The organism is Nocardia otitidiscaviarum, assembly GCF_007362295.1.
Classification (GTDB): domain Bacteria; phylum Actinomycetota; class Actinomycetes; order Mycobacteriales; family Mycobacteriaceae; genus Nocardia; species Nocardia otitidiscaviarum.
Window position 1 is genome coordinate 5,522,539 of sequence record NZ_CP041695.1, and the last position, 22,330, is coordinate 5,544,868.

General features: G+C 69.3%; 23 protein-coding genes. 9 read left to right on the plus strand and 14 right to left on the minus strand.

Annotated features, from left to right (window positions below; genetic code table 11):
- Positions 1–66: 66 nt before the first annotated feature.
- The 5 genes from FOH10_RS24750 (at position 67) to FOH10_RS24770 (ending at position 4,436) form a co-directional block, all read left to right on the plus strand.
- Entirely contained in the window at positions 67–936 is an 870-nt protein-coding gene (locus tag FOH10_RS24750; protein ID WP_143982531.1) for a sigma-70 family RNA polymerase sigma factor, read from the plus strand.
- A gap of 123 nt (positions 937–1,059) precedes the next feature.
- A complete protein-coding gene (locus tag FOH10_RS24755; protein ID WP_244961364.1) occupies positions 1,060–2,487 on the plus strand; it encodes a lipase family protein in 1,428 nt (475 codons plus the stop codon).
- Between the two features lie 122 nt (positions 2,488–2,609).
- On the plus strand, positions 2,610–3,485 hold the full coding sequence (locus tag FOH10_RS24760; RefSeq protein WP_039810761.1) for an oxidoreductase: 876 nt from the start codon (positions 2,610–2,612) through the stop codon (positions 3,483–3,485).
- 70 nt (positions 3,486–3,555) lie between these two features.
- Complete coding sequence (locus tag FOH10_RS24765; protein ID WP_143982532.1) at positions 3,556–4,047, plus strand: transcriptional regulator; 492 nt, start codon at positions 3,556–3,558, stop codon at positions 4,045–4,047.
- Positions 4,048–4,079: 32 nt separating this feature from the next.
- On the plus strand, positions 4,080–4,436 hold the full coding sequence (locus tag FOH10_RS24770) for a DUF3817 domain-containing protein (RefSeq protein ID WP_029926529.1): 357 nt from the start codon (positions 4,080–4,082) through the stop codon (positions 4,434–4,436).
- Positions 4,437–4,449: 13 nt separating this feature from the next.
- Here the strand turns inward: FOH10_RS24770 and rdgB are convergent, their stop codons facing one another.
- The 10 genes from rdgB to clpS form a co-directional block, all read right to left on the minus strand.
- A complete protein-coding gene (rdgB, locus tag FOH10_RS24775; RefSeq protein WP_143982533.1) occupies positions 4,450–5,058 on the minus strand; it encodes an RdgB/HAM1 family non-canonical purine NTP pyrophosphatase in 609 nt (202 codons plus the stop codon).
- A complete protein-coding gene (gene rph / locus FOH10_RS24780) occupies positions 5,055–5,822 on the minus strand; it encodes a ribonuclease PH (RefSeq protein WP_029926527.1) in 768 nt (255 codons plus the stop codon). Before rph ends, rdgB begins: the two co-directional genes overlap by 4 nt.
- 41 nt (positions 5,823–5,863) lie before the next feature.
- On the minus strand, positions 5,864–6,628 hold the full coding sequence (locus FOH10_RS24785) for a cyclic nucleotide-degrading phosphodiesterase (protein ID WP_143982534.1): 765 nt from the start codon (positions 6,626–6,628) through the stop codon (positions 5,864–5,866).
- 68 nt (positions 6,629–6,696) lie between these two features.
- Positions 6,697–7,383 carry a rhomboid family intramembrane serine protease gene (locus tag FOH10_RS24790; RefSeq protein ID WP_143984307.1) on the minus strand — a complete coding sequence of 229 codons (687 nt, stop codon included), beginning with the start codon at positions 7,381–7,383 and terminating at the stop codon, positions 6,697–6,699.
- 64 nt (positions 7,384–7,447) lie between these two features.
- On the minus strand, positions 7,448–8,410 hold the full coding sequence (locus FOH10_RS24795) for a PLP-dependent cysteine synthase family protein (RefSeq protein ID WP_143982535.1): 963 nt from the start codon (positions 8,408–8,410) through the stop codon (positions 7,448–7,450).
- Positions 8,411–8,414: 4 nt separating this feature from the next.
- Positions 8,415–8,690: a MoaD/ThiS family protein gene (locus FOH10_RS24800; protein ID WP_029926519.1), complete on the minus strand. Its 276-nt coding sequence runs from the start codon at positions 8,688–8,690 to the stop codon at positions 8,415–8,417.
- Positions 8,691–8,737: 47 nt separating this feature from the next.
- Entirely contained in the window at positions 8,738–9,163 is a 426-nt protein-coding gene (locus FOH10_RS24805) for a M67 family metallopeptidase (protein ID WP_143982536.1), read from the minus strand.
- A gap of 86 nt (positions 9,164–9,249) precedes the next feature.
- Entirely contained in the window at positions 9,250–10,314 is a 1,065-nt protein-coding gene (locus FOH10_RS24810) for a P1 family peptidase (protein WP_143982537.1), read from the minus strand.
- A gap of 26 nt (positions 10,315–10,340) precedes the next feature.
- A complete protein-coding gene (gene aosR / locus FOH10_RS24815) occupies positions 10,341–10,910 on the minus strand; it encodes an oxidative stress transcriptional regulator AosR (RefSeq protein WP_039810742.1) in 570 nt (189 codons plus the stop codon).
- 22 nt (positions 10,911–10,932) lie between these two features.
- Positions 10,933–11,289: an ATP-dependent Clp protease adapter ClpS gene (gene clpS, locus FOH10_RS24820; protein WP_029926511.1), complete on the minus strand. Its 357-nt coding sequence runs from the start codon at positions 11,287–11,289 to the stop codon at positions 10,933–10,935.
- A 160-nt stretch (positions 11,290–11,449) separates the two neighbouring features.
- On the opposite strand from clpS, the gene FOH10_RS24825 reads away from it, so the two are divergent.
- Together FOH10_RS24825 and FOH10_RS24830 are read left to right on the plus strand one after the other, a co-directional pair.
- Positions 11,450–12,763, plus strand: a complete 1,314-nt coding sequence (locus tag FOH10_RS24825; protein WP_143982538.1) for a nicotinate phosphoribosyltransferase — start codon at positions 11,450–11,452, stop codon at positions 12,761–12,763.
- Positions 12,764–12,859: 96 nt separating this feature from the next.
- Entirely contained in the window at positions 12,860–13,426 is a 567-nt protein-coding gene (locus FOH10_RS24830; protein ID WP_039810737.1) for a nicotinamidase, read from the plus strand.
- Positions 13,427–13,555: 129 nt separating this feature from the next.
- Here FOH10_RS24830 and FOH10_RS24835 read toward each other — a convergent pair whose 3' ends face one another.
- Positions 13,556–14,416 (minus strand): metallophosphoesterase family protein, encoded by an 861-nt coding sequence (locus tag FOH10_RS24835; RefSeq protein ID WP_143982539.1) that lies wholly within the window; start codon positions 14,414–14,416, stop codon positions 13,556–13,558.
- A gap of 125 nt (positions 14,417–14,541) precedes the next feature.
- Between FOH10_RS24835 and FOH10_RS24840 the strand changes: the two genes are divergently transcribed.
- Entirely contained in the window at positions 14,542–16,599 is a 2,058-nt protein-coding gene (locus tag FOH10_RS24840; RefSeq protein WP_143982540.1) for an ATP-dependent DNA helicase, read from the plus strand.
- A gap of 165 nt (positions 16,600–16,764) precedes the next feature.
- On the opposite strand, the gene FOH10_RS24845 is transcribed toward FOH10_RS24840, so the two are convergent.
- From FOH10_RS24845 to glgP, 3 genes are all read right to left on the minus strand, one after another.
- Positions 16,765–17,313, minus strand: coding sequence for a DoxX family protein (locus FOH10_RS24845; RefSeq protein ID WP_143982541.1), 549 nt, complete (start codon positions 17,311–17,313; stop codon positions 16,765–16,767).
- A 165-nt stretch (positions 17,314–17,478) separates the two neighbouring features.
- Positions 17,479–18,843 (minus strand): NCS2 family permease, encoded by a 1,365-nt coding sequence (locus FOH10_RS24850; protein WP_143982542.1) that lies wholly within the window; start codon positions 18,841–18,843, stop codon positions 17,479–17,481.
- A 128-nt stretch (positions 18,844–18,971) separates the two neighbouring features.
- Positions 18,972–21,545 carry an alpha-glucan family phosphorylase gene (gene glgP, locus FOH10_RS24855; RefSeq protein WP_143982543.1) on the minus strand — a complete coding sequence of 858 codons (2,574 nt, stop codon included), beginning with the start codon at positions 21,543–21,545 and terminating at the stop codon, positions 18,972–18,974.
- Between the two features lie 112 nt (positions 21,546–21,657).
- Between glgP and FOH10_RS24860 the strand changes: the two genes are divergently transcribed.
- On the plus strand, positions 21,658–22,308 hold the full coding sequence (locus tag FOH10_RS24860; RefSeq protein WP_039810723.1) for a PaaI family thioesterase: 651 nt from the start codon (positions 21,658–21,660) through the stop codon (positions 22,306–22,308).
- Positions 22,309–22,330: the final 22 nt, after the last annotated feature.

The window sequence follows — 22,330 nt, forward strand, 5'->3', positions numbered from 1 at the left end:
AGCATAGCCGATCTCGTCATAAATTCGATGTTGACATATTTTTAGGTCTGTTCTAAATTTGTCGTCATGAACCACCGCGCCGCGACCGTCAGCACCGCTTCCATCAGCACCGATGCCGTCCGGGATTACCTGCGCACGATCGGGCGCACGGCCCTGCTCACCGCCGAACAGGAGTACGAGTTGGGTGCGCGCATCGCGCGTGGCGGTCCCGACGGCCGCCGCGCGGCGGACCACATGGTGCGGGCCAATCTGCGGCTCGTGGTCTCCATCGCCAAGCACTATCCGGTTCCGGCCGGATGGTCGCTGCTGGATCTCGTCCAGGAGGGCACACTCGGGCTGATGCGGGCGGTCGAGAAGTTCGAACACGAACGGGGACTGAAGTTCTCGACCTACGCGACCTGGTGGATCAAGCAGTCCATCGGGCGTGCGCTGGCCGACCGCAGCCGCACCATCCGACTGCCGGGGCACGTCTCGGAGGTGCTCAACCGGGTGGTGCGCACCGGGCGGGCACTGTCGCAGCAGCCCGGGCGCGAGGCCACCGCCGCGGAGATCGCGGCCGAGCTCGAACTCGAACCCGAGCGGGTGCGTGAGCTCATGCGCCAAGGGCGAGAACCGATTTCGCTGCACACGCCGGTGGGCGAGGATGATGCGGAGTTGGGTGCGCTCATCGCCGACCAGGCCCCGGATCCGTCGGAGACCGTCACCTCGGGCGCCCTGCGCGAGCAACTGGCCAAGGCGCTGCGGACGCTGCCCGAGCGGGAGGCGCAGGTGCTCGCGCTGCGGTACGGGCTGGACACCGGTGAACCGCGCACCCTGGAGGAGGTCGGCCGGATCTTCGGGGTGTCGCGGGAACGAGTGCGGCAGATCGAGGCCAAGGCGATGCGGACGCTGCGACAGCCGGGACGCAGCGCACTGCTCGCGGATCTGCTGGGGTAGGTCACACCCGTCTGGGTCACGTCATGGCCAGGCGCTCTTGTGACCCGCGTCATGGCTGGTGCATACTCGAACCCACTTTTGAGACCAAGCGGACTCACATGAGCCCGCTCAGAGAGGTTCACCGTGGCACCACCCCGCATTCGCGCATCGAAAACGCTGGTCGCCGTCGCCGCCATCGCGGCGGCGCTGCCGCTGGCACTGTCCGGGACGGCGGCGGCCGACCCCGTCCCGGACCCGCCGGCCCAGCCGGTCGAAGTTCCGGTTCGTCCGGCTCTGCCCTTCCCGCAGCTACCGCTGCCACCCGGCTTCGATCCGGACTTCTACCGGCCCGCACCCGAGACCTACCGCGACAAACAGCCCGGCGACATCATCGCGGCCCGACAGGTCAACCTCGCCAACCTGTCGCTCCTGCCGGTGAACATCGACGCCTGGCAGCTGTCCTACCGGTCCAGCGATTCGCGCGGCGAACCGATCGCGGCCGTGGCGACCGTGATGAAGCCGCGCGGCCACGTCGCCGACCGGCCGCTGTTCTCGTATCAGATCGCCGAGGACTCCACCGGCAACTACTGCATGCCCTCCTATCAGCTGCAAATGGGCTCGGTGCCCGCGCCGATCACCGGCTCACTGCTGGTGCCCGCGCAGTTCCTGGAGGTGCAGGCCGCGCTGGCACAGGGCTGGGCCGCCGTGGTGCCGGATCACCAGGGGCCCGATTCCGCCTATGCCGCAGGCCCTTTGGCGGCGCACATCACCCTCGACGGCATTCGGGCGGCGCAACGATTCGCGCCCATGGAGTTGCCGGGGACAGCGACCCGGGTCGGGCTCATGGGGTACTCCGGCGGAGCCATCGCCACCGGGCACGCCGCGGAATCGCAGGCCGACTACGCACCGGAGCTGAATGTGGTCGGCGCGGCCTACGGCGGCGTGCCCGCCGATCTGGGGGCGGCGCTGCGACTGGCCAACGGGAATCTATCCTCCGGACTCATCCTGGCGGCCGTGCTGGGACTGTCGCGGGAGTACCCGCAGCTGGCGAACTTCCTGGAGCGGCACATGAATCCGCTCGGGCGCGGGCTGCTGGCGATCAAGGATCAGCTGTGCGCGAGCTACCAGTCCTACCTGCTGCCGTTCGCGAACAATCTCGGCATGCTCGACGCCGATCCCTTCCAGGACCCGGGGGTGCTGGACGTGCTCGGCGCGACCCGGATGGGCCGGGCGATTCCGGAGATGCCGCTGTTCCTGTATCAGGCCAATATGGACTGGCTCATCCCGGTCGGCCCGGTCGACGACCTGGTGGACACCTACTGCGCCGATCCGAACGCGAGCGTCGACTACACCCGCGACCACTTCAGTGAACACCTGACGCTCGACCCCATCGCCGCGCCCCGCGCCCTGCTCTGGCTGAAGGATCGCTTCGCCGGAGTCCCCGCCAGCCCCGGGTGCCGGACCACCGATGTCGGTTCCATGACCCTCGACCCGGTCACCTGGCAGATCTGGGGCGAGACCGTCGGCACCACCCTCGCCGCCGCCTTCGGCCAGCCCATCGGCAGCCGCTGACGGCCCGTCCCGCCAATGTGGCGGCTCGCGTCTACCCATGAAACTTACTCTGGAGTAAGGTCGAGTGTGGGCCGCTGTCGGCGGCCCCACATCGAATCGGAACCCCCAGTGAGGTCTGACCCATGGCGTGGAAGCCCAGCGAGATCCCGGACCAGTCCGGACGCACTGTCGTGATCACCGGAGCCAACGGCGGCATCGGCGAGCAGACCACCACGGTCCTCGCGAGCAAGGGTGCCACAGTCATCATGGCCTGCCGCAATACCGCCAAGGCAGCGGAGATCGCCGACCGCATCCCCGGCGATGTGCGGGTCGCCGAGCTGGATCTCGCCGATCTGAGTTCGGTACGCCGATTCGCCGACAACAGCGGCGAATTCGACGTGCTCATCAATAACGCGGGCCTGATGAACATTCCGTTCTCGCGCACCCGGGACGGATTCGAAACCCAGTGGGGCGTCAATCATCTCGGGCACTTCGCACTGACCGGGCTGCTGCTCGACCGGATCGGCGACCGGGTGGTCACGCTGGCCTCCATCGCGCACCGGCAGACCCCCAAGCTGTGGATCGACGACCTCAACTATGAGCACCGCCGCTACCAGCGCAACCTCGCCTACGCGCAGTCCAAGCTGTCGAACCTCATGTTCGCCCGCGAACTGCAACGCCGCCTGAGCGAATCCGGCTCCGCCAAGCGCTCCTACGGCGTACACCCCGGCGTCTCGGCCACCGATCTGTTCGCGCGCACCGAGACCCCCTTGGACAAGATCTCCAAGCCCTTCGTCCGCATGATCGGCCACTCCCCCGCCCGCGCCGCGCACTCCTCCCTCTTCGCGGCCACCATGCCCGACGCCGACCCCACCGTGTACTGGGGTCCGACCCGCCTGTTCGGCAGCCAGGGGCCGGTCGAGCCCTCGCCCTCCAGCCGCCTGTCGCAGAATCGGGAACTCTGGAAGCGGCTGTGGGAGGAGTCCGAGCGTCTCACCGGCGTCACCTACAAGTTCTGATCCCGGGCACGGTGTCCGCTGCGCCACCTGCCTACTACGGGGTGCGTAGTAGGCGGGTACCGTGGAGGGCGTGTCCGCTCCCCACCGCCGCCCGGCGCTCATCATCCTGGTGGTCGTGACGGCCGTGGCCTGTCTGGGGCTCGGCTACTGGCAGTGGACGCGATTCGAGTCCGGCAACGGCACCGCGCAGAACCTCGGTTACGCCCTGCAGTGGCCGCTGTTCGCCGGGTTCGCGCTGTGGGCGTATTTCCGCTTCGTGCGGTTGGAACGCGACGCCGCAGCCGGGTCCGAGGCCGACGACCGAACCGAGCCGACGCCGCGGACCGAGACCACCGATGAACGCGGCGGTATCCGGGGCGTCCTGGCGACGTGGCGCGCCGCGCGGTCCGGACCGCGCGAAATACCGGCGGGCCTGCTGCCCGAACGCCCCACCGCCGCCCGCGACGAGGACCCCGTCCTCGCCGAATACAACCAGTACCTGGCCGACCTGCACGCCCGCGATATCGAGGAGCAGATGCGCGGTGCGGGCATGCGCCCCGACACCGAGAGGAGCGCCGGGTGAGCACCCGCGACAACTCCGCCGACACCCCCACCCTGGCGCCCCGCCCCGCCGGAGCCGCGGCCCCCGAGAAGATCCGCGGCGCGCTGCTGCGCTACCGGGTGCTGGCCTGGATCACCGGCCTGTGGCTGCTGGTCCTCACCGGCGAGATGATCTACAAGTACGTGCTGCTGGAGGATTCCAGCACCGCTCCCGAGTGGCTGTTCTACATCGGTCAGATCCACGGCATCTTCTACATGCTCTACCTGGTCTTCACCATCGACCTCGGGATCAAGGCCCGCTGGCAGCCCATGACCACCTTCGCCACCGCCCTCGCGGGCACCATTCCCTTCCTCTCCTTCGTGTTCGAGCACAGGCGCACCCGAGAGGTGAAGACCACCTTCGGTCTGTGAGCCGTCTCCGCGCTCAGACCCTGGCCAGGGCCGCCAGCGCGGGGAGGAGCTGCCGCAGGGCGCGGCCGCGGTGGGACGCCGCGTCCTTCTCGGCGGGGGTGAGTTCGGCCGCGCTGACCGTGCCGCCGTCCGGGACGAACAGCGGGTCGTAACCGAAACCGCCGTCGCCCAGCGGCTTTCGGTTGATGACGCCCGGCCACTCGCCGCGCACCACCTCTTCGACGCCGTCGCCGACCAGGGCACAGGCGGAGACGAAGCGCGCGCCGCGGCGCTCGTCGGGCACGTCGCCGAGCTGGGCCAGCAGCAGCCGGTTGTTGGCCTCGTCATCGCCGTGCACACCGGACCAGCGTGCCGACAGCACACCCGGCATACCGTTCAGCGCGTCCACGGCGATACCGGAATCGTCCGCGACACAGGGCAATCCGGTGGCGGCGAAACCGTCGCGGGCCTTGGCGAGGGCGTTCTCCTCGAAGGTCGCGCCGGTCTCGGGAGCCTCGTCGTAGGGCGGCACGTCGTTCAGGCCGACGATCTCGATGCCCGCGATACCCGCCTCGTCGAGAATGCGGCGCAGCTCCGCGAGCTTCTTGGCATTGCGGCTGGCGACCAGCACGCGGCGGCTCACTTCTTCTTCTCCTCCGGCTCCGGCAGCACACCCGGATACGGCAGCGCGAGCGCCTCCTTCTGGATGGCGAAGATCTGCTCGCAGCCCGCCAGCGCGGCATCGAGCAGCTTGTCGAGGGTGGAGCGCGGGAAGGTCGCGCCCTCACCGGTGCCCTGGATCTCGACCAGGGTTCCGGTATCGGTCGCCACCACGTTCATATCGACCTCGGCGCGCGAATCCTCCTCGTACGGCAGGTCCAGCCGCACCCGGCCGTCCACCACGCCGACGCTGACCGCGGCGATGGCGCACGAGATGGGCTGCGGATCGGTGAGCTGACCGGCCGCCGCCAAATAGGTGACGGCATCGGAGAGCGCCACGTACGCGCCGGTGATGGCGGCGGTGCGGGTGCCACCGTCGGCCTGCAGCACATCGCAGTCGATGGCGATGGTGTTCTCACCGATGGTGGACAGGTCGATGCAGGCGCGCAGCGAACGGCCGATGAGGCGGGAGATCTCCTGGGTGCGGCCGCCGACTTTGCCCTTGACCGATTCCCGGCCGCTGCGGGTGTGCGTGGCGGCGGGCAGCATGGCGTATTCGGCGGTCAGCCAGCCCAGGCCGGAATCGCGCCGCCACGGCGGCACGCCGTCGGTGACGCTCGCGGTGCACATCACCCGCGTCTGACCGAACTCCACCAGCACCGATCCCGCCGGATGCGTGGTGAATCCCCGGGTGATGCGTACGTCGCGGAGCTCGTCGTCCGCCCTGCCATCGGCTCGTTTCGACACGGACACAGCCTAGTGCGCGGCGGACTCGGTGACCCAGTGGGTCAGATGTCGAAGGTCTCGCCGGGCGACACGGCGTGGACGGGGCCGGTGAAGACGGCCTTGGCCTCGGCGATCACGTCTTCGCGGGAGGTCCACGGGGGAATGTGGGTGAGCAGCAGTTCGCCGACGCCCGCCTCGGCGGCGATCATGCCCGCCTCGGTGCCCGAAAGGTGAATGCCGGGTGGGCGATTGGCCGGGTCGTGGGTCCAGGACGCCTCGGAGAGCAGGATGTCCGCACCGCGGGCCAGCTCGTACACCTCGTCGCAGAGGGCGGTGTCACCGGTGTAGACGAGGGTGCGCCCGGTGGCGGTGGTGATGCGCAGACCGTAGGACTCCGGCGGATGGAACATGCGGCGGGCCTCGACGGTGTGGCCGGGGCCGAAGGCGATGGGCGCGCCGACCGACCACTGCCGCATATCGATGACATCGGACCAGTCGTCGCATTCACCGCCGATTTCGGCGGAGGCGTTGCCGATCCGCAGCGAGGTGTCCGACGGCCCGTACACGACCGCCTTGCCGGACGGCGGATTGGGGTGATACCGACGCCACACCAGCAGCCCGGGCAGATCCAGACAATGGTCGGCGTGCAGATGCGTGAGGAAGATGTCGACCTCACCCGGATCCAGATACTTCTGCAGCGCGCCCAGCACACCCGGACCGAAATCGATGACGGTGGGCGTCATATCCGGGCCGGTGAGCAGATATCCCGACGCCGGCGAATCCGGGCCGGACACGCTGCCCGAACACCCGACGACTGTGAGGCGCATTCCCCCATGCTGCCACGCTGCTGTCTCATTCAAGGAGGGATCCCCCATATCGCCGACCGGATCCGCTGTCACCCCGACGACGCGAGACGGCCGGCGTTAGCCCCGCGACGATGACGACGTGCATCACCAGAGAGTACCCACCCGGCAACCAGGCCACCCATCGCCCCGAAAAGATGCCCTTGCCAAGAGATTCCGTCCTGTCCCGGCAGCACTCCCAACAGGATGGACCCGTACAGCAACCCCACCACCAGACCGATCACGATCTGGGTGGCGTTCCGGGCGAAGAAGCCCCGGGAAATCAGATAGGTGAGCCAGCCGAACACCAGCACCGAAGCGCCGATGTGCACCGAATTCATATCCCCGGTGAGCCAGGTGCCGAATCCGCCGATCACCCAGATGATGGCCGTCGCCGCCAAGCCGCGCCCGATTCCGCTGAGCAGCGTGAGCAGGCCGAGAACCAGCACCGGCACCGTATTGCCGAAGAGGTGTTCCCAATTGGCGTGCAGTACGGGCGCGAACAGAATGCCGACCAGGCCCTCGTCGGTGCGCGGGCGCACACCCTCGTAATCGAGATTGTGCCCCGTTACCGAATCCACGCCCTCTACCCCGTAAAGCAGCGCGGTAAACGCAAGAATTATCGCAATGGCGCGCTGCCACAACAGCTTCAGCGCCGTGGATCCCCGCGTGCTGGTCTCGGGGTTGGTCAGCTGTCCGCGCAGTCGCCCGATCCGGTCCGGATCGAACGACGCACCCATGCCGGCACCGCCGCTCATGGCACGACCTCCTAGAACGCTCGTATCTCCGAGCGTACCGGGCGCGCTAGGCCCAGAGCTGACCGTCGAGCCGCTCCTCCGCCTCCTCGAGGGTGCCGTCGTACGCGCCGGTGGACAGGTACTTCCATCCGGCGTCGGCCACCACGAAGGCGATATCGGCGCGCTTGCCCGCCCGCAGTGCCTTCCGGCCGACCCCGAGGGCGGCGTGCAGGATCGCGCCGGTGGAGATGCCCGCGAAGATGCCCTCCTCCAGTACCAGCTCCCGGGTGCGGCGCACCGCGTCGTAGGGGCCGACCGAGAAACGGGAGGTGAGCACGGACTCGTCGTAGAGTTCGGGCACGAATCCCTCATCGAGATTGCGCAGCCCGTAGACCAGTTCGCCGTAGCGCGGTTCGGCAGCGACAATATCGATCTCGGGCAGCTTCTCGCGCAGGAAGCGACCAGTGCCCATGAGGGTGCCGGTGGTGCCCAGACCCGCCACGAAATGCGTGATCTCGGGCAGGTCGGCCAGGATCTCCGGGCCGGTGGTCTCGTAGTGCGCCAGCGCGTTGGCCGGATTGCCGTACTGGTAGAGCATCACCCAGTCCGGGTGTTCGGCGGCGATCTGCTTGGCCCGCGCCACCGCCTGGTTGGAGCCGCCCGCCGCCGGGGAGTCGATGATCTCCGCACCGAACATGGTGAGCAGCTGCCGGCGCTCCACCGAGGTGTTCTCCGGCATGACGCACACCAGCCGGTAGCCCTTGAGCTTGGCCGCCATGGCCAGCGAGATACCGGTATTGCCGCTGGTGGGCTCGAGGATCGTGCAGCCGGGGGTGAGCCTGCCCTCGGCCTCGGCCTGCTCGATCATCCGCAGCGCCGGGCGGTCCTTGATGGACCCGGTCGGATTGCGGTCCTCGAGTTTGGCCCACAGCCGCACGTGGTCGTCGCCGTCCCAGCGCGGGGACAGGTTCTTCAGCCCGACCAGCGGAGTGTTGCCGAGCGTCTCGATCAGCGACTCGAAGCGTGCCACGGTATTACGCGCCGCCCGCGACGGCCGGGAGGATGGTGACGGTGCCGCCGTCGGTGACCTCGGCCGCGAGCCCGCCCTCGAAGCGCACGTCCTCGTCGTCGACGTAGATATTGACGAAGCGGTTCAGCTTGCCGTCGGAGAGCAGCCGATCCTTCAGCCCCGGGTAGTTCGAGTCCAGATCGTCGATGACCGCGGCCAGGGTCGAGCCCTCGGCCTGCACCCGCTTCTCGCCCTTGGTGATGGGCCGCATGATGGTGGGGATGGACACGGTGACCGGCATGGGTGCTCCTTGCTCGTTTCCTGCTGGCGTGGTCGCGCGGGGAGTGCTCAGGCGTCCACCGCGTAGTCGGCGACGACCTGGACCGGCTCCTCGGTGACCTGGCCGTCGATGATGCGGTAGCTGCGCAGTTCGTGCTGTTCGGGGTCGCGGGTGGAGACCAGCACGTAGTGGGCGTCGGGTTCGGAGGCGAACGAGACGTCGGTGCGGCTCGGGTAAGCCTCGGTGGCGGTGTGCGAATGGTAGATGACCACGGGCGCCTCGTCGCGGTCGTCCATCTCGCGCCACACCCGCAGCTGTTCGGCGGAATCGAACCGGTAGAAGGTGGGCGAGCGCTCGGCGTTGATCATGGCGATGAACCGCTCGGGACGATCGGAACCCTCCGGACCGGCGATGACACCGCACGCCTCATCGGGGTGATCGGCGCGCGCGTGCGCCACCATCTTGTCGACGAGGTCGGCCTTGATCACCAGCACTGTCGCATTCCTTCCGCTCACCGGCCCTCAACAGTCGAGAATATGCGGCTATTCCCGACCAACCGGAACCGGGGAGGCGCGGGCGGTCAGCCCGGGAACAGGTCGGCGTAGGCCGGAACGCCCGCGACGGCGGTGGCGCTGCGGATGGCGTCGACCACCGCGCGCTCGACGCAGACGGCCGCGGCCGTGCAGAGCTGATCCAGGATCAGCAGTTCCGCCCCGAAGGCGGGCGGCAGGCGAACGCCCTGGTCGGCGGCCTGCACGGTACCGGTGGCGAGGGCGAACAGGGTGTCGCCGTCCAGCGGGGAGTGGACCGGGCGGATGGCGCGGGCCAGGCCGTCGTGACCGGTGGTGGCCAGGCGGCGGCAGGCGGCCGGGCCGAGGTCGGCGTCGGTGGCCACCACACCGATGGTGGTGTTGAGCACAGTGCCCTTCACCGGCAGCGCGTTGGCGGCGGCGAGCTGTTCGGCGGTGGCGGGTCGCAGGCCGAAATAGTCGGGACCGTCCGTGCCCGCACCCCACGGCAATCCGGTGCGCGGGTCGAAGACCGAACCCACCGGATTGGCGACCACGAGTGCGCCCACGGTGACCCCGGCGGCCGGTCCGTCGGTGAAACGCACACTGGCGGTGCCGATTCCGCCCTTGATCGACCCGGCCCGCGCGCCAACGCCCGCACCCACCGACCCGCGCGCGAAATCCACGGCGGCCGCCTCGGCGGCCAGGAAGCCGAAGTCGGCGGTGGGCCGAATATTCCACGCCCCCACCGGAAGATCGAAGATCACCGCGCTCGGTACGATCGGCACCACCCGGCTCGGATCGGCGGGATCCATCGGAATGCCCTCGCCGTGTTCCTCATGCCAGCGCATCACGCCGTCGGCGGCGGCCAGCCCGTAGGCGCTGCCGCCGGTCAGCAGTATCGCGTTGGCCTGGCGCACGGTATTCGACGGATCGAGCAGATCGGTTTCCCGGGTACCGGGACCGCCGCCGCGCACATCCACCGCCGCGACCGCACCGCCCGGCGCGCGCACCACGGTGCAGCCGGTCGCCGCACCGAAGCCCAGGGTGGCGTCGGCGTCGAGCACGTGATGGTGCCCGACCAGCAGGCCGGTCACATCGGTGAGCGAATCGCGCGGTCCCGCAGCCGTGTTCACACCGCCCACGCTAGCGGTGCCCGCGGTCAGGGAGCCAGGGCCTGGAGCAGCGAGTCCTGCATCCAGGTCAGCCAGTGGTAGACGTCCAGGTGCGGGGCCCGGGGATCGTCCGGGTCCAGCATGTCGGGCGTGTCGGCGTCGATGCCGAGGGCGGTGCCGAGGGCGAGCCGGATGTCGTTGAGCGAGGTCAGCCAGGCGTCGGCCTGCTCGGGCGAGAGGTTGATCTTCCCGCCCTGCGCCGGAACGGTGTCGAGGACCACCTGTCCGGCCGTGACCTTGGCCTCGATGATGTCGGGTTCGTGCAGGCTGCGCAGCGCGCTGTTGAGGTCGGCGCGGTCGGCGTCGGGAGAACCGGGTTCGGGGCGGTGGAAGTCGGGCAGCAGGCGGCGCAGCCGGGGATCGTCCGGCGGGGCGGCATTGCCCATCTGTAGCCCGGTGAGGGCCGCGAGATCGTCCTCGGGGGCCTCACCCGCCCGTTCGGTCAGCAGCCCGGTGACCGCGCCGACGAGGGAACGCAATACCTCCGCCTCGTGGGCGTCCATTTCCGAGCGTAGTTTCGGCCCGCTCAGGGAGTTCTTCCTGCTCCACTTCCGCACGGGCCTACCGTAGTCGTCCGGATCAGTCGTCACGCTGCATGGTCGCCCACAGTCCAGCCGCGTGCAGGCGCTGTACGTCGTGTTCCATCTTGTCCCGCGACCCGGAGGACACCACGGCCTTGCCCTCGTTGTGCACCTTGAGCATCAACTCGGTTGCCTTGCCTTTGCTGTAGCCGAACAGCTTCTGGAAGATGTAGGTGACGTAGTGCATGAGATTGACCGGATCGTCCCAGACCACGGTCACCCACGGCCGGTCCTCGGCCTCCAGGATCTCGGTGTACTCGACCGCCTCGGGGGTCGCCTGCGCCGCCGACAGTGTCAGGTTCGCGCCGACCGGACCGGCGGCGATCCGGACAGCGTCTTCTATGCACAGACCCATAACACCCAGGGTACGACTTGACCCCGGAGAAACAACAGACGCCGCGACACGCCGAGGCTTTCCCCGCAACACGCGTGGCCACGCACGACAGCACCGGCACCCTGGACACGGCTCCCACCCCTGGGCGGAGTGCGGAGGCGAAGCCGCCACAGCGGGCAAGATGGACACGGTGAACGGGACTCCATCCAGCACCGCGCTGCTGACCGACCAGTACGAGCTGACCATGCTGGCGGCGGCGCTGGCCGACGGTTCGGCACAGCGGCGCTGCACCTTCGAGGTATTCGCCCGGCGCTTGCCGCACGGGCGGCGCTACGGCGTGGTCGCGGGTACCGGGCGGCTGCTCGACGCACTGCGCGACTTCCGTTTCGGTGCGGCGGAACTCGCGGTGGTCGAGCGGTTCCTGGACGCGGACACCGTGGCGTGGCTGCGCGACTACCGCTTCGGCGGCGATATCGACGGCTACCCCGAGGGCGAACTGTTCTTCCCTGGCTCCCCCATTCTCACGGTGCGCGGCAGTTTCGCCGAATGCGTCCTGCTGGAAACGCTCATCCTGTCGATCTACAACCACGACAGCGCCATCGCCGCGGCCGCCGCCCGCATGGTGAGCGCCGCCGGGGGCCGCACCCTGATCGAGATGGGCTCGCGGCGCACCCACGAACTCGCCGCGCCAGCCAGCGCCCGCGCCGCCTACCTGGCCGGATTCGACGCCACCTCGAATCTGGAGGCCGCCCGCGCCTTCGGCGTGCCCAGCGCGGGCACCAGCGCGCACGCCTTCACACTGCTGCACAGCGGGGCGGACGGCGCGCACGAGGCGGCGGCCTTCCGCGGTCAGGTGGACGCGCTCGGCGTCGGCACCACCCTGCTGGTGGACACCTTCGACATCACCCGCGGCGTGGCCACCGCCATCGAGGTGGCCGGACCCGAATTGGGCGGCGTGCGTATCGATTCCGGCGATCTGGGAGTGCTGGCCCGGCAGGTGCGCGAGCAGCTGGACGCACTCGGCGCGACCCGCACCAAGATCGTGGTGTCCGGAGACCTGGACGAATACGCCATCGCGGCACTGCGCGCCGAACCCGTCGACGCCTACGGCGTGGGCACCTCCCTGGTCACCGGTTCCGGCGCGCCCACCGCGGGCATGGTCTACAAGCTGGTGGAGGTCGAGGGTGTGCCGGTGGCGAAACGCAGCTCGCACAAGGAATCCCGGGGCGGCACCAAGCGCGCGGTGCGGCTGTCCCGGCGCACCGGAACCATGGTGGAGGAGATCGTCTACCCGGCTGCCGGAGAACGCCCGGCCCCCAACGGTTTCGAGGTGCGCGACCTGCAGACGCCGTTGGTGCGCGGCGGCGAGGTGGTCGGCGAAACCGCCGTGGGCGACAGCCGGGAACGGCTGGCCAAGGCGCTGGTCAGCCTGCCGTGGGAGGGGTTGAAGCTGTCGGTGGGCGATCCGGCGATTCCGACGACCTTCCTCCGCTGAGCCGGTGGGGCGCACGCCGCATGGACCCCTGCCCGCCCGGGCGGCAGAATGCATAACGCAGGCAGCACCGCCGCAGTTCAACCGGGAGGTCGCCCCATGAGCCGAGCCCTGATCGTCGTCGATGTGCAGAACGATTTCTGCGAGGGCGGATCGCTGGCCGTCACGGGTGGGGCGGCGGTGGCGGACCGGATCACCGAGTACCTCGGCGTCTCCGACTACGCCGCCGTCGTGGCCACCCGCGACTTCCACATCGATCCCGGACCGCATTTCTCCGATACGCCCGACTACCTGGACACCTGGCCGCCGCACTGCCGCGCGGATACGCCGGGTGCGCACTTCCACCCCAACCTCGACACCAGCCGCATCGAGCAGGTGTTCTCCAAGGGCGCGTACAGCGCGGCCTACTCCGGTTTCGAGGGCAGCGCCGAGGACGGCACCCCGCTCGCGGACTGGCTGCGCGACCACGGCATCGACACCGTGGACGTGTGCGGTATCGCCACCGACCACTGCGTCCGCGCGACCGCCCTGGACGCCCGCGCCGCCGGGTTCGACACGCGAGTGCTGCTGGGCCTCACCGCCGCGGTCGCACCCGAGACCGCCGACCGTGCGCTGGAACAGCTGCGCGCCGCCGGGGTGGAGCTGGCGGGCACGCTGGAGAACTGAGTCACCGAAGCAGCGGACAACGTCGCAGCGCGGCGAAGCCGCGGACAACGTCGCAACGCAGCCCTGCGCAGCGTGACGTCGGCAGCCGGATCCCGCGGTGCGGGAGCCGCTGCGCCTGCGGCCGGCTCGTCAGCTCGCCGCGCGGGAAGTCTCCTCGCCGTCGCGCGCGTGTGGCAGCGGCAGCACGTACCAGGAGTCGTCGCGGTGATAATCCGGGCGCGGGGAGGCGTCCGGGTCGGCGGCCAGACCCTCGACGCGGGTCCACTCGTCGTCGCCGAGGCTGATGTGGTCGGTGTAGCGGTAGTGGAAATGGCCGTGGAACAGGACCGCGGGGCGCAGGGTTTCGACCGCGCGCTGGATGCGGTCCTGGTTCGGTAGACAGTCCGGGTGCTTCTTGCGGTCGAAATCCGGCGCGGCGGCGCGGGGCTTGTCGTGGGTGAACAGCACGTCCACCGGTGAGCTGTCGGCGTCGAGCAGGGCGTCGAGTTCGGCGTCGGTCATCTGCTCCTCCGGGAACCACAGCGTCCCGGCGGTGTCACGGACGCGGCGGGAACCGCGGGCGCGCCGCCGTTCGCCCTTCGCCGCGCGCTGCGCCTCCCACTGCAGGCGGCGCTGCTTGTCCACCGAGTACGCTCCGCCGAAGGCCGCGAAGCGGGTGTCCGCCCACGTCCACCGGTGTCCGCGCGGGGCGTAGCGCAGATTGCTGCGGCACCGCAGAAATCCCTCGTCGTCGAGCTTCTCCCCGTACAGCTCGTGCACCAGCGAACTCTTGTCGTGATTGCCGTCCAGGAAGTACACGGTCAGCTCCGCGCGCCGCGCGGCCTTGTTCACCACGTCGAAGTACCGCCGCCCCGAGGGCACGTGTTCCCAGGCCCCGAAGTCGCCGAGCGCGAAGACCCGATCGCATCCGCGCGCCGTCGCCTCCCGCAGGAGCGCCAGCGCGTGTTCGGTATTGCCGTGCAGGTCGCCGATGATGAGCACCTTCCCCATTCACATATCCTCCCAGCGCCGCCCGATTCGGTCACTCGCGTTTCGCACCGACACGCCCGCGCCGCCGACCGATCGGTCTCGCACGGACCGTCGGCTTGTCGGCCGGAGTCGCTACGCTGACGGCCGTGCCCGAACTCCCACCCGTGCCGAAACTGTTGTCCACCGCCGTCGAGGCTCTGGGCGGGAAGGAACGCACCGGGCAGCAGACCATGGCGGCGGCGGTCGCGCACGCCATCGACACCGGGGAGCATCTGGCCGTGCAGGCCGGGACGGGCACCGGCAAGTCACTGGCCTATCTGGTGCCGAGTCTGCGCCACGCGGTGCGCACCGGGCGCACGGTGGTGGTCTCCACCGCCACCATCGCGCTGCAACGGCAGCTGGTGGATCGCGATCTGCCGCGGCTGTCGGAGGCGCTGGCGAAGCCGCTGGGCCGGGTGCCGCAGTACGCGATTCTCAAGGGCCGCAACAACTATCTGTGCCTCAACAAAATCAACAGCGCCATTCCGGACGAGCCCGCCGAGGCCGAGCTGTTCGACGCCTTCGCCATCTCCCGGCTTGGCCGCGAGGTGCAGCGGCTCAACGACTGGGCCTCCGACACCGAGACCGGCGACCGCGACGAACTGGCCCCGGGCGTGAGCGACCGCGCCTGGCGGCAGGTCAGCGTCTCCTCCCGCGAATGTCTGGGCAAATCCCGCTGCCCGTTCGGCGTGGACTGCTTCGCGGAGAAGGCCCGCGCCGAATCCGGACAGGCCGATGTGGTGGTCACCAATCACGCGCTGCTGGCCATCGACGCAATCAGCGGCATCCAGGTGCTGCCCGAACACGATGTGGTGATCGTGGACGAGGCGCACGAACTGGTGGACCGGGTCACCGGGGTGGCCACCGCGGAGCTGTCCACCGCCGCCATCAGCGCCGCCGCCAAGCGCTGCGCCAAACTCATCGACGAGCGGGAGGTCGATCGGCTGGAGAGCGCCGCCGAGGCGTGGCACGCCTTCCTGGACGAGCTGCCCGCGGGCCGCTGGGACACCCTGCCCGAGGGCGCGGCCCCGGCACTGGCGCTGGTGCGCGATGCCGCCTGGAATGCCCGCACCGCGCTCAATCCACAGGGTTCCGGTGCGCCGCAGGGTGATCCGGAGACGGCCGCCACCCGCAATCAGGCCCTCGCCGCGGTGGAGGAGGTGCACGACGCCGCGGTGCGGGTGCTGGAGACGTTCGAGGAGTCCGATCCGGCCGCGCACCGCGATGTGGTCTGGCTGGCCGTGGACGAGATGCGCGGCGTCCCGCGCCGCACCCTGCACATGGCCCCGCTGTCGGTGGGCGGGCTGCTGCGCAGCCGCCTGTTCGGCACGGCGACCGTGGTGCTGGCGTCGGCCACGCTCCAGGTGGGTGGTTCCTTCGACAATCTCGCCGTCACCTGGGGGTTGCCGCCGCAGTCCCCCGGCCGGGTGGACGCCGCACTCGCGAACGGGGCGCAGGCCCCAGCCGATGCGGAGCAGGTGCGCTGGAACTCCCTGGACGTGGGCTCCCCGTTCGATCATGCCAAGGCCGGAATCCTCTATGTGGCAAAGCATCTCCCGGCCCCGGGACGTGACGGCCTGCCGCCCGCCTACCTGGACGAGATCGAACGTCTGGTGACCGCCGCGGGCGGGCGCACGCTGGGCCTGTTCTCCTCCATGCGGGCGGCCAAGGCGGCCACCGAGATTCTGCGCGAGCGGCTCGACACCCCCGTGCTGTGCCAGGGTGACGACGCCACCGGCGCGCTGGTGCGCAAGTTCGCCGACGATCCGGAGACCTCGCTGTTCGGCACACTGTCGCTGTGGCAGGGTGTGGACGTTCCCGGTCCGTCGCTGAGTCTGGTGATCCTGGACCGCATTCCGTTCCCGCGTCCGGACGACCCGCTGCTGGTGGCCCGGCAGCGCGCGGTGGAATCGCGGGGCGGCAATGGATTTCTCTCGGTGGCGGCCAATCACGCGGCGCTGTTGCTGGCGCAGGGCACCGGCCGCCTGTTGCGCAGTGTGGACGATCGCGGGGTTATCGCGATTCTCGATTCCCGTTTGGCCACCGCACGTTACGGCGGATATCTGCGTGCGTCATTGCCGCCGTATTGGGAGACTTCCGATCCCGAGGTGGTTGCCCAGGCTTTGCGACGCCTGACCGGATCACCCGCCGCCGCCTCGAAATAAACCTATTGACGAAAACCGCCGATGTGAAACCACTCACACCAATGCCTACATACTTCCGGACAGAAGTAAATTGGCGTGCGGTACTCCGATGACCCCCAATTCCCACATCGAAGTATCCGTGGTCCCCGCGCCAAGCCCTGCACGCGGCGCGGGGACACACAATCCTTAGAGAACCGCCTTCAGAATCAGCGTGAGCACGCCCGCCACAATGGCCAGCGCCACCGCGGCGATACCCCACACCACACCCTGCCGGGCCCACGGCCGACCGTGGTCGAGCGAGAACCGACCCGGACCGGTGAAGGCGAGTGCCGCGGCCGCGAGGGCGAACAGCGCGCCCATCTCCCACATCGCGAAGCCGTCGGACCAGGTGGCGTTGAGGATATTGACGGTGGTGCCGAGCACGATGGCGGCGGCCAGCGGCGTGAACAGACCCAGCAGCAGGAGTAGGCCGCCGACGAGTTCACTCAGCCCGGCGAGGGTGCCGAAGAACGCACCGGGGTTGTATCCCATCTGGTCGAAGCCGGCATTGGTGGCCTCGAGGCCGTAGCCGTTGAACCAGCCGAACAGCTTCTGGGTGCCGTGCACGGCGAACAGGCCGCCGAAACCGACGCGGGCGATCAGCAGACCGATATCGGTGGCGGTGGCGTCCACGCCCTCCCGGGCCGCCAGCAGGGAGCGGGTCGAACTGGTACCACCGGTGGTGGGTGCGGTCATCGTCTTTCCTCATCTGTCGACGTCGGGTCGTTACTTCGGCAAAGCATCCGGACCGTGGTCCGCTTCGCATTCAGTGGTAGCCAACCTACGGGACCGGGAGCCTATTCCGGAACATCCGAAATCGGATGTAATCCCCGTTACACCGACGCGGCGACGAGACGAACGTTATTCGGCGAGGAAGAAGAAGTACGCCAGGAATACCAGCAGCAGCGCCCACATGACCGGATGCACCTCACGCGCGCGGCCTTTCGCCACCATGATCAGCGGGTAGAACAGCAGCCCCATGGCGATGCCATTCGCGATGGAGAAGGTCAGCGGCATCATGACGACGGTGATGAAGGCCGGGACCGCGTATTCCAGCTTGTCCCATTCGATTTCCCCGAGCGCCCGGGACATGAGCACGCCGACCACGATGAGCGCGGGCGCGGTCACCGCCGGAACGCCCGCCACCACGGCGAACAGCGGGAAGAAGAACATGGCGATCAGGAACCAGAACGCCGTGGCGACGGCCGTGAGCCCGGTGCGGCCGCCCGCCGAGACACCCGCGGTGGACTCCACGTAGGCGGTGGTGGTGGAGGTGCCGATGATCGCGCCCGCCGCGGTGCCGATGGAGTCGGCGGCCAGCGCCCGCCCTGCCCGCTCGAGCTTGCCGTCCTTGGTGAGCATGCCCGCCTGGTGCGCGACGCCGATCAGGGTGCCCGAGGAGTCGAAGAAGTCGACGAACAGCATCGTCAGCACGACGATGATCATCTTCTCGTTGGTGAAGACGTTCGGCAGATTGACGATGGCCTCACCGAAGGTCTCGTTCAGTCCGTGCGGCAGGTCGACCACCGCACTCGGCAGCTCCACCAGACCCGAGACCATGCCGACGACGGCGGTGACCAGAATGCCGTACAGCACCGCGCCCTTCCAGCGCAGCACCATGAAGACGACCGTCAGCAGCAGCCCGAGCAGCGCCAGCAGCGTGGTGCCCTGATGGAAGTCGCCCAGATGCACCAGGGTGGCCTCGCTCGCGACCACGATGCCCGCGTTCTTGAAGCCGAGGAAGGCCACGAACAGGCCGATACCCGCGCCCACGGCCAGCTTCATCTGCATGGGGATGGCGTCGATGATCTTCTCGCGCACCTTGGTGACCGCGAGGACGAAGAAGATGATGCCGGACAGCAGGGTGCCCGACAGCGCCTCCTCCCACGGGATGCCCATACTCAGCACGACCGTGTACGCGAAGAACGCGTTGAGGCCCATGCCCGGGGCCAGCGCGACCGGATAACGCGCCCACAGGCCCATCACCAGGGTGCCGACCACGGCGGCCACGGCGGTGGCCGTGAAGACCGCCTGCATCGGCATGCCCTGATCGCCCAGCGGACCGCCGTCGCCGAGCACCGTCGGATTGACCGCGAGGACATAGGACATCGCCAGGAAGGTGACGGTGCCCGCCATGAATTCACGCTTCATGGTCGAGCCGTGGCGGCTGACGCCGAGATACTCGTCGATGCGCCCCTTGGCGCGCGACAGGACGTCGGTGGTCATCGGTGTTCTGCTCCAGTCGGCCGGATGGTGCGGGAGTGCCCCGCAGGCACGTTAGCCGCTCGCATACCGGACAACCGCATCCGACCCGGCGAATAGTGGGCAAATTATCAGGCCGGGTGGCGCGCCCGCTACGGGCTCGGCGTGGCGACCACTCCGAGCTCCGACGACGTGGCGAGCAGCGGATGGTCGGGCAGCACCCGAATGGTGTAGCCGACCGCGCCGGACAGCGGGACCGGGGTCCGCACCTCGAACAACTCGGTGCCCGATTCGGACCCGACGTGGTCCATCGGCACGGTCACGACATCGGACAGCTCGTCGGTGGTCGAGACCCGGCCCAGCACCGCCTGCACCGTGACGTCCACCGGAGCGAGGCCGCCGAGGTCGATGCGGGCGCGCAGCGCCAGGGTCGCGCCGATGACCGGGGTGTCGGGCAGCCCGGAGCTGTCCACCTGGACGACCTTCACCGCGGGCCAGGCGGTCTCGACGCGGCGGCGGTACTCGGCCAGCGCGCGGGCGCCGCCGAAATCGTCGCGCGCGACCGCGGCACCGGCCGCGGCGGCGGGACGGTAGTAGTCCACCGCGTAGTCGCGCACCATGCGGGAGGCCAGCACCTTCGGACCCAGCGTCTGCAGGGTGTGGCGCACCATCTCCATCCAGCGCACCGGCATGCCGTCGCGATCGCGATCGTAGAAGCGCGGCAGCACCGAACGTTCCAGCAGTTCGTACAGGGCGGCAGCCTCCAGGTCGTCGCGGCGGTGCTCGTCGCGGACGCCGTCGGCGGTGGGAATGGCCCACCCGTTCTCGCCGTCGTACATCTCGTCCCACCAGCCGTCCCGGATGGAGAGATTCAGCCCGCCGTTGAGCGCGGACTTCATGCCCGAGGTGCCGCACGCCTCCAGCGGGCGCAGCGGATTGTTCAGCCACACATCGCATCCCCAGTACAGGTAGCGGGCCATGGACATGTCGTAGTCGGGCAGGAAGACGATGCGGTGGCGCACCGCCGGATCGTCGGCGAAGCGCACGATCTGCTGGATGAGCGCCTTGCCGCCGTCGTCGGCCGGATGCGATTTGCCCGCCACCACCAGCTGCACCGGACGGTCCGGATCCAGCAGCAAGGCGCGCAGCCGGTCCGGATCGCGCAGCATGAGGGTGAGCCGCTTGTAGGTGGGCACCCGGCGGGCGAAACCGACGGTGAGCACATTCGGATCGAAAACCTCGTCCACCCAACCGAGTTCGGCCGGTGCCGCGCCGCGTTCCAGCCAGGACGCCCGCAGTCGGCGGCGCACCTCGGCCACCAGGATCCCGCGCAGCGTGGTGCGGGTCGACCACAGTTCGCCCAGATCGACGTCGCTGAGCCGCTCCCAGCCGCGCGCCTCCTCCACCAGCTCGTCACCGATGAGTTCGCGGGCCTTGTCGATCCATTCGCGGGCGGCCCAGGTCGGGGCGTGCACACCGTTGGTGACCGAGCCGATGGGCACCTCGGCGGTGTCGAAGCCCGGCCACAGCGGGTTGAACATGCCGCGGCTGACCTCGCCGTGCAGGCGTGAGACACCATTGGCGCGCTGGGCGAGTCGCAGCCCGAGATGGGCCATATTGAACACCGACGGATCGTGCTCGCGCCCCAGGGCCAGAATGCGGTCCACCGAAACCCCGGGCAGCAGCACCGATTCCCGCTCACCATGGGAGCCGCCGAAGTAGCGGCGCACCAGTCCGGCCGCGAACCGGTCGATCCCGGCGGGCACCGGGGTGTGCGTGGTGAAGACGGTCCCGGCCCGCACCGCGGCCAGCGCGGAGTCGAAATCCATTCCGGTGGCCATGAATTCACGAATGCGCTCGATGCCCAGAAATCCGGCGTGGCCCTCGTTCATGTGGAAGACGTCCGGATCGGACAGGCCGTGCGCCCGGGTGTAGGCGCGCACCGCGCGCACACCGCCCACGCCCGCCAGCATCTCCTGTTTGATGCGGTGGTCCTGATCGCCGCCGTACAGCCGGTCGGTGACGGCGCGCAGTTCCGCGTCGTTGTCGGCGATATCGGAATCCAACAGCAGCAACGGGATTCGGCCCACCTGCGCGATCCAGACCCGGGCCCGCAGCACCCTGCCCTCCGGCATGGGGACGTGCAGCAGCACGGGCGCGCCGCCCTCGGCGAGCAGGCGCAGCGGCAGACCCTGCGGGTCCAGGGCCGGGTAGTGCTCGGTCTGCCAGCCGTCGGCGGACAGCGACTGGCGGAAGTAGCCGGAGCGGTACAGCAGGCTCACCCCGATGAGCGGCAGCCCCAGATCCGAGGCGGCCTTGAGGTGGTCACCGGCCAGAATGCCGAGTCCGCCGGAGTAGTTGGGCAGCACCTCGGTGACACCGAACTCCATGGAGAAGTACGCGATGCCGCGCGGGCGGTCGTGTTCGGGTTGCCGCTGGAACCAGCGCGGCCGGGTCAGATAGTCACGCAGATCGGCCGCCCCCGCGTCCACCCGGCGCACGTAGTCGGCATCGGCGGCGAACTCGTCGAGTCGCGCCGCGGGCACCTCACCCAGCATCCGCACCGGATCGCGGCCCACCTCCACCCACAGCTCCGGGTCGAGCGCGGCGAACAGATCCTGCGTCGGCCCGTGCCAGGACCACCGCAGGTTGGTCGCCAGCTCGGTCAGCGCGGACAGCCGCTCGGGCAGATGGGCGCGAACGGTGAATCGACGCAGTGCCTTCACCCGCTCGACCCTACCGGGTGGCCGCGGGGCGGCGGGCGGGCGACGGCACGGCTCACACCGCGCGATCGGCCCTCGGCACGAGCTTCTCGCGAGCAACCGATAACGTGTTCTCATGACTGAGCAGCAGGTCGAGTCGGTTCCGACCGCCGAGCACCACGAAGGCGGGTTCCGGCCGATGGCGGAACTCGCGCGGGACAACTCCGCGGGTGGACCGCACTACGGGGAACTGATCGAGCAGGTCCGCGAGCTCATGGACAAGGTGCGGCTGTGCTCGCCGAGCGACGACGTGGCCCTGGATGCCATCGCCATGCTGAAGCAGCTCAACGACCGGCTCGACGAGGCCGTCGTGGACGAGTGGTCGGCCCCGACCTGGCGGCGACACGATCTGCCCTCGCGCGGCAATATCACCCTGCCCCCGTTCTGGATCGACCGCGCCGCGAGCGACGGGGTGGACGCCCGGCTCACCTTCCGCACCTTCCATCTGGGCGGCAATGCGGCCGCGCACGGCGGACACATCGCGCTCGCCTTCGACGACCTGCTCGGCATGACCGCCGCCGTGCACACCAAACAGGTCACCCGCACCGCCTCCCTCACCATCGACTACCGCTCCATCACCCCGCTCGACACCGAGCTGCGGGTGCACGGCCGAGTGGAGCGCGTGGAGGGCCGCAAGGTGTACGTCCGGGCCACCATGTCCGACGGCGACCGGCTGTGCGCCGAGGCCAACGGGCTGTTCATCGTGCTGAAGCCCGGACAGGCGTAGCGGGCCGCGATGCCGCCCACTC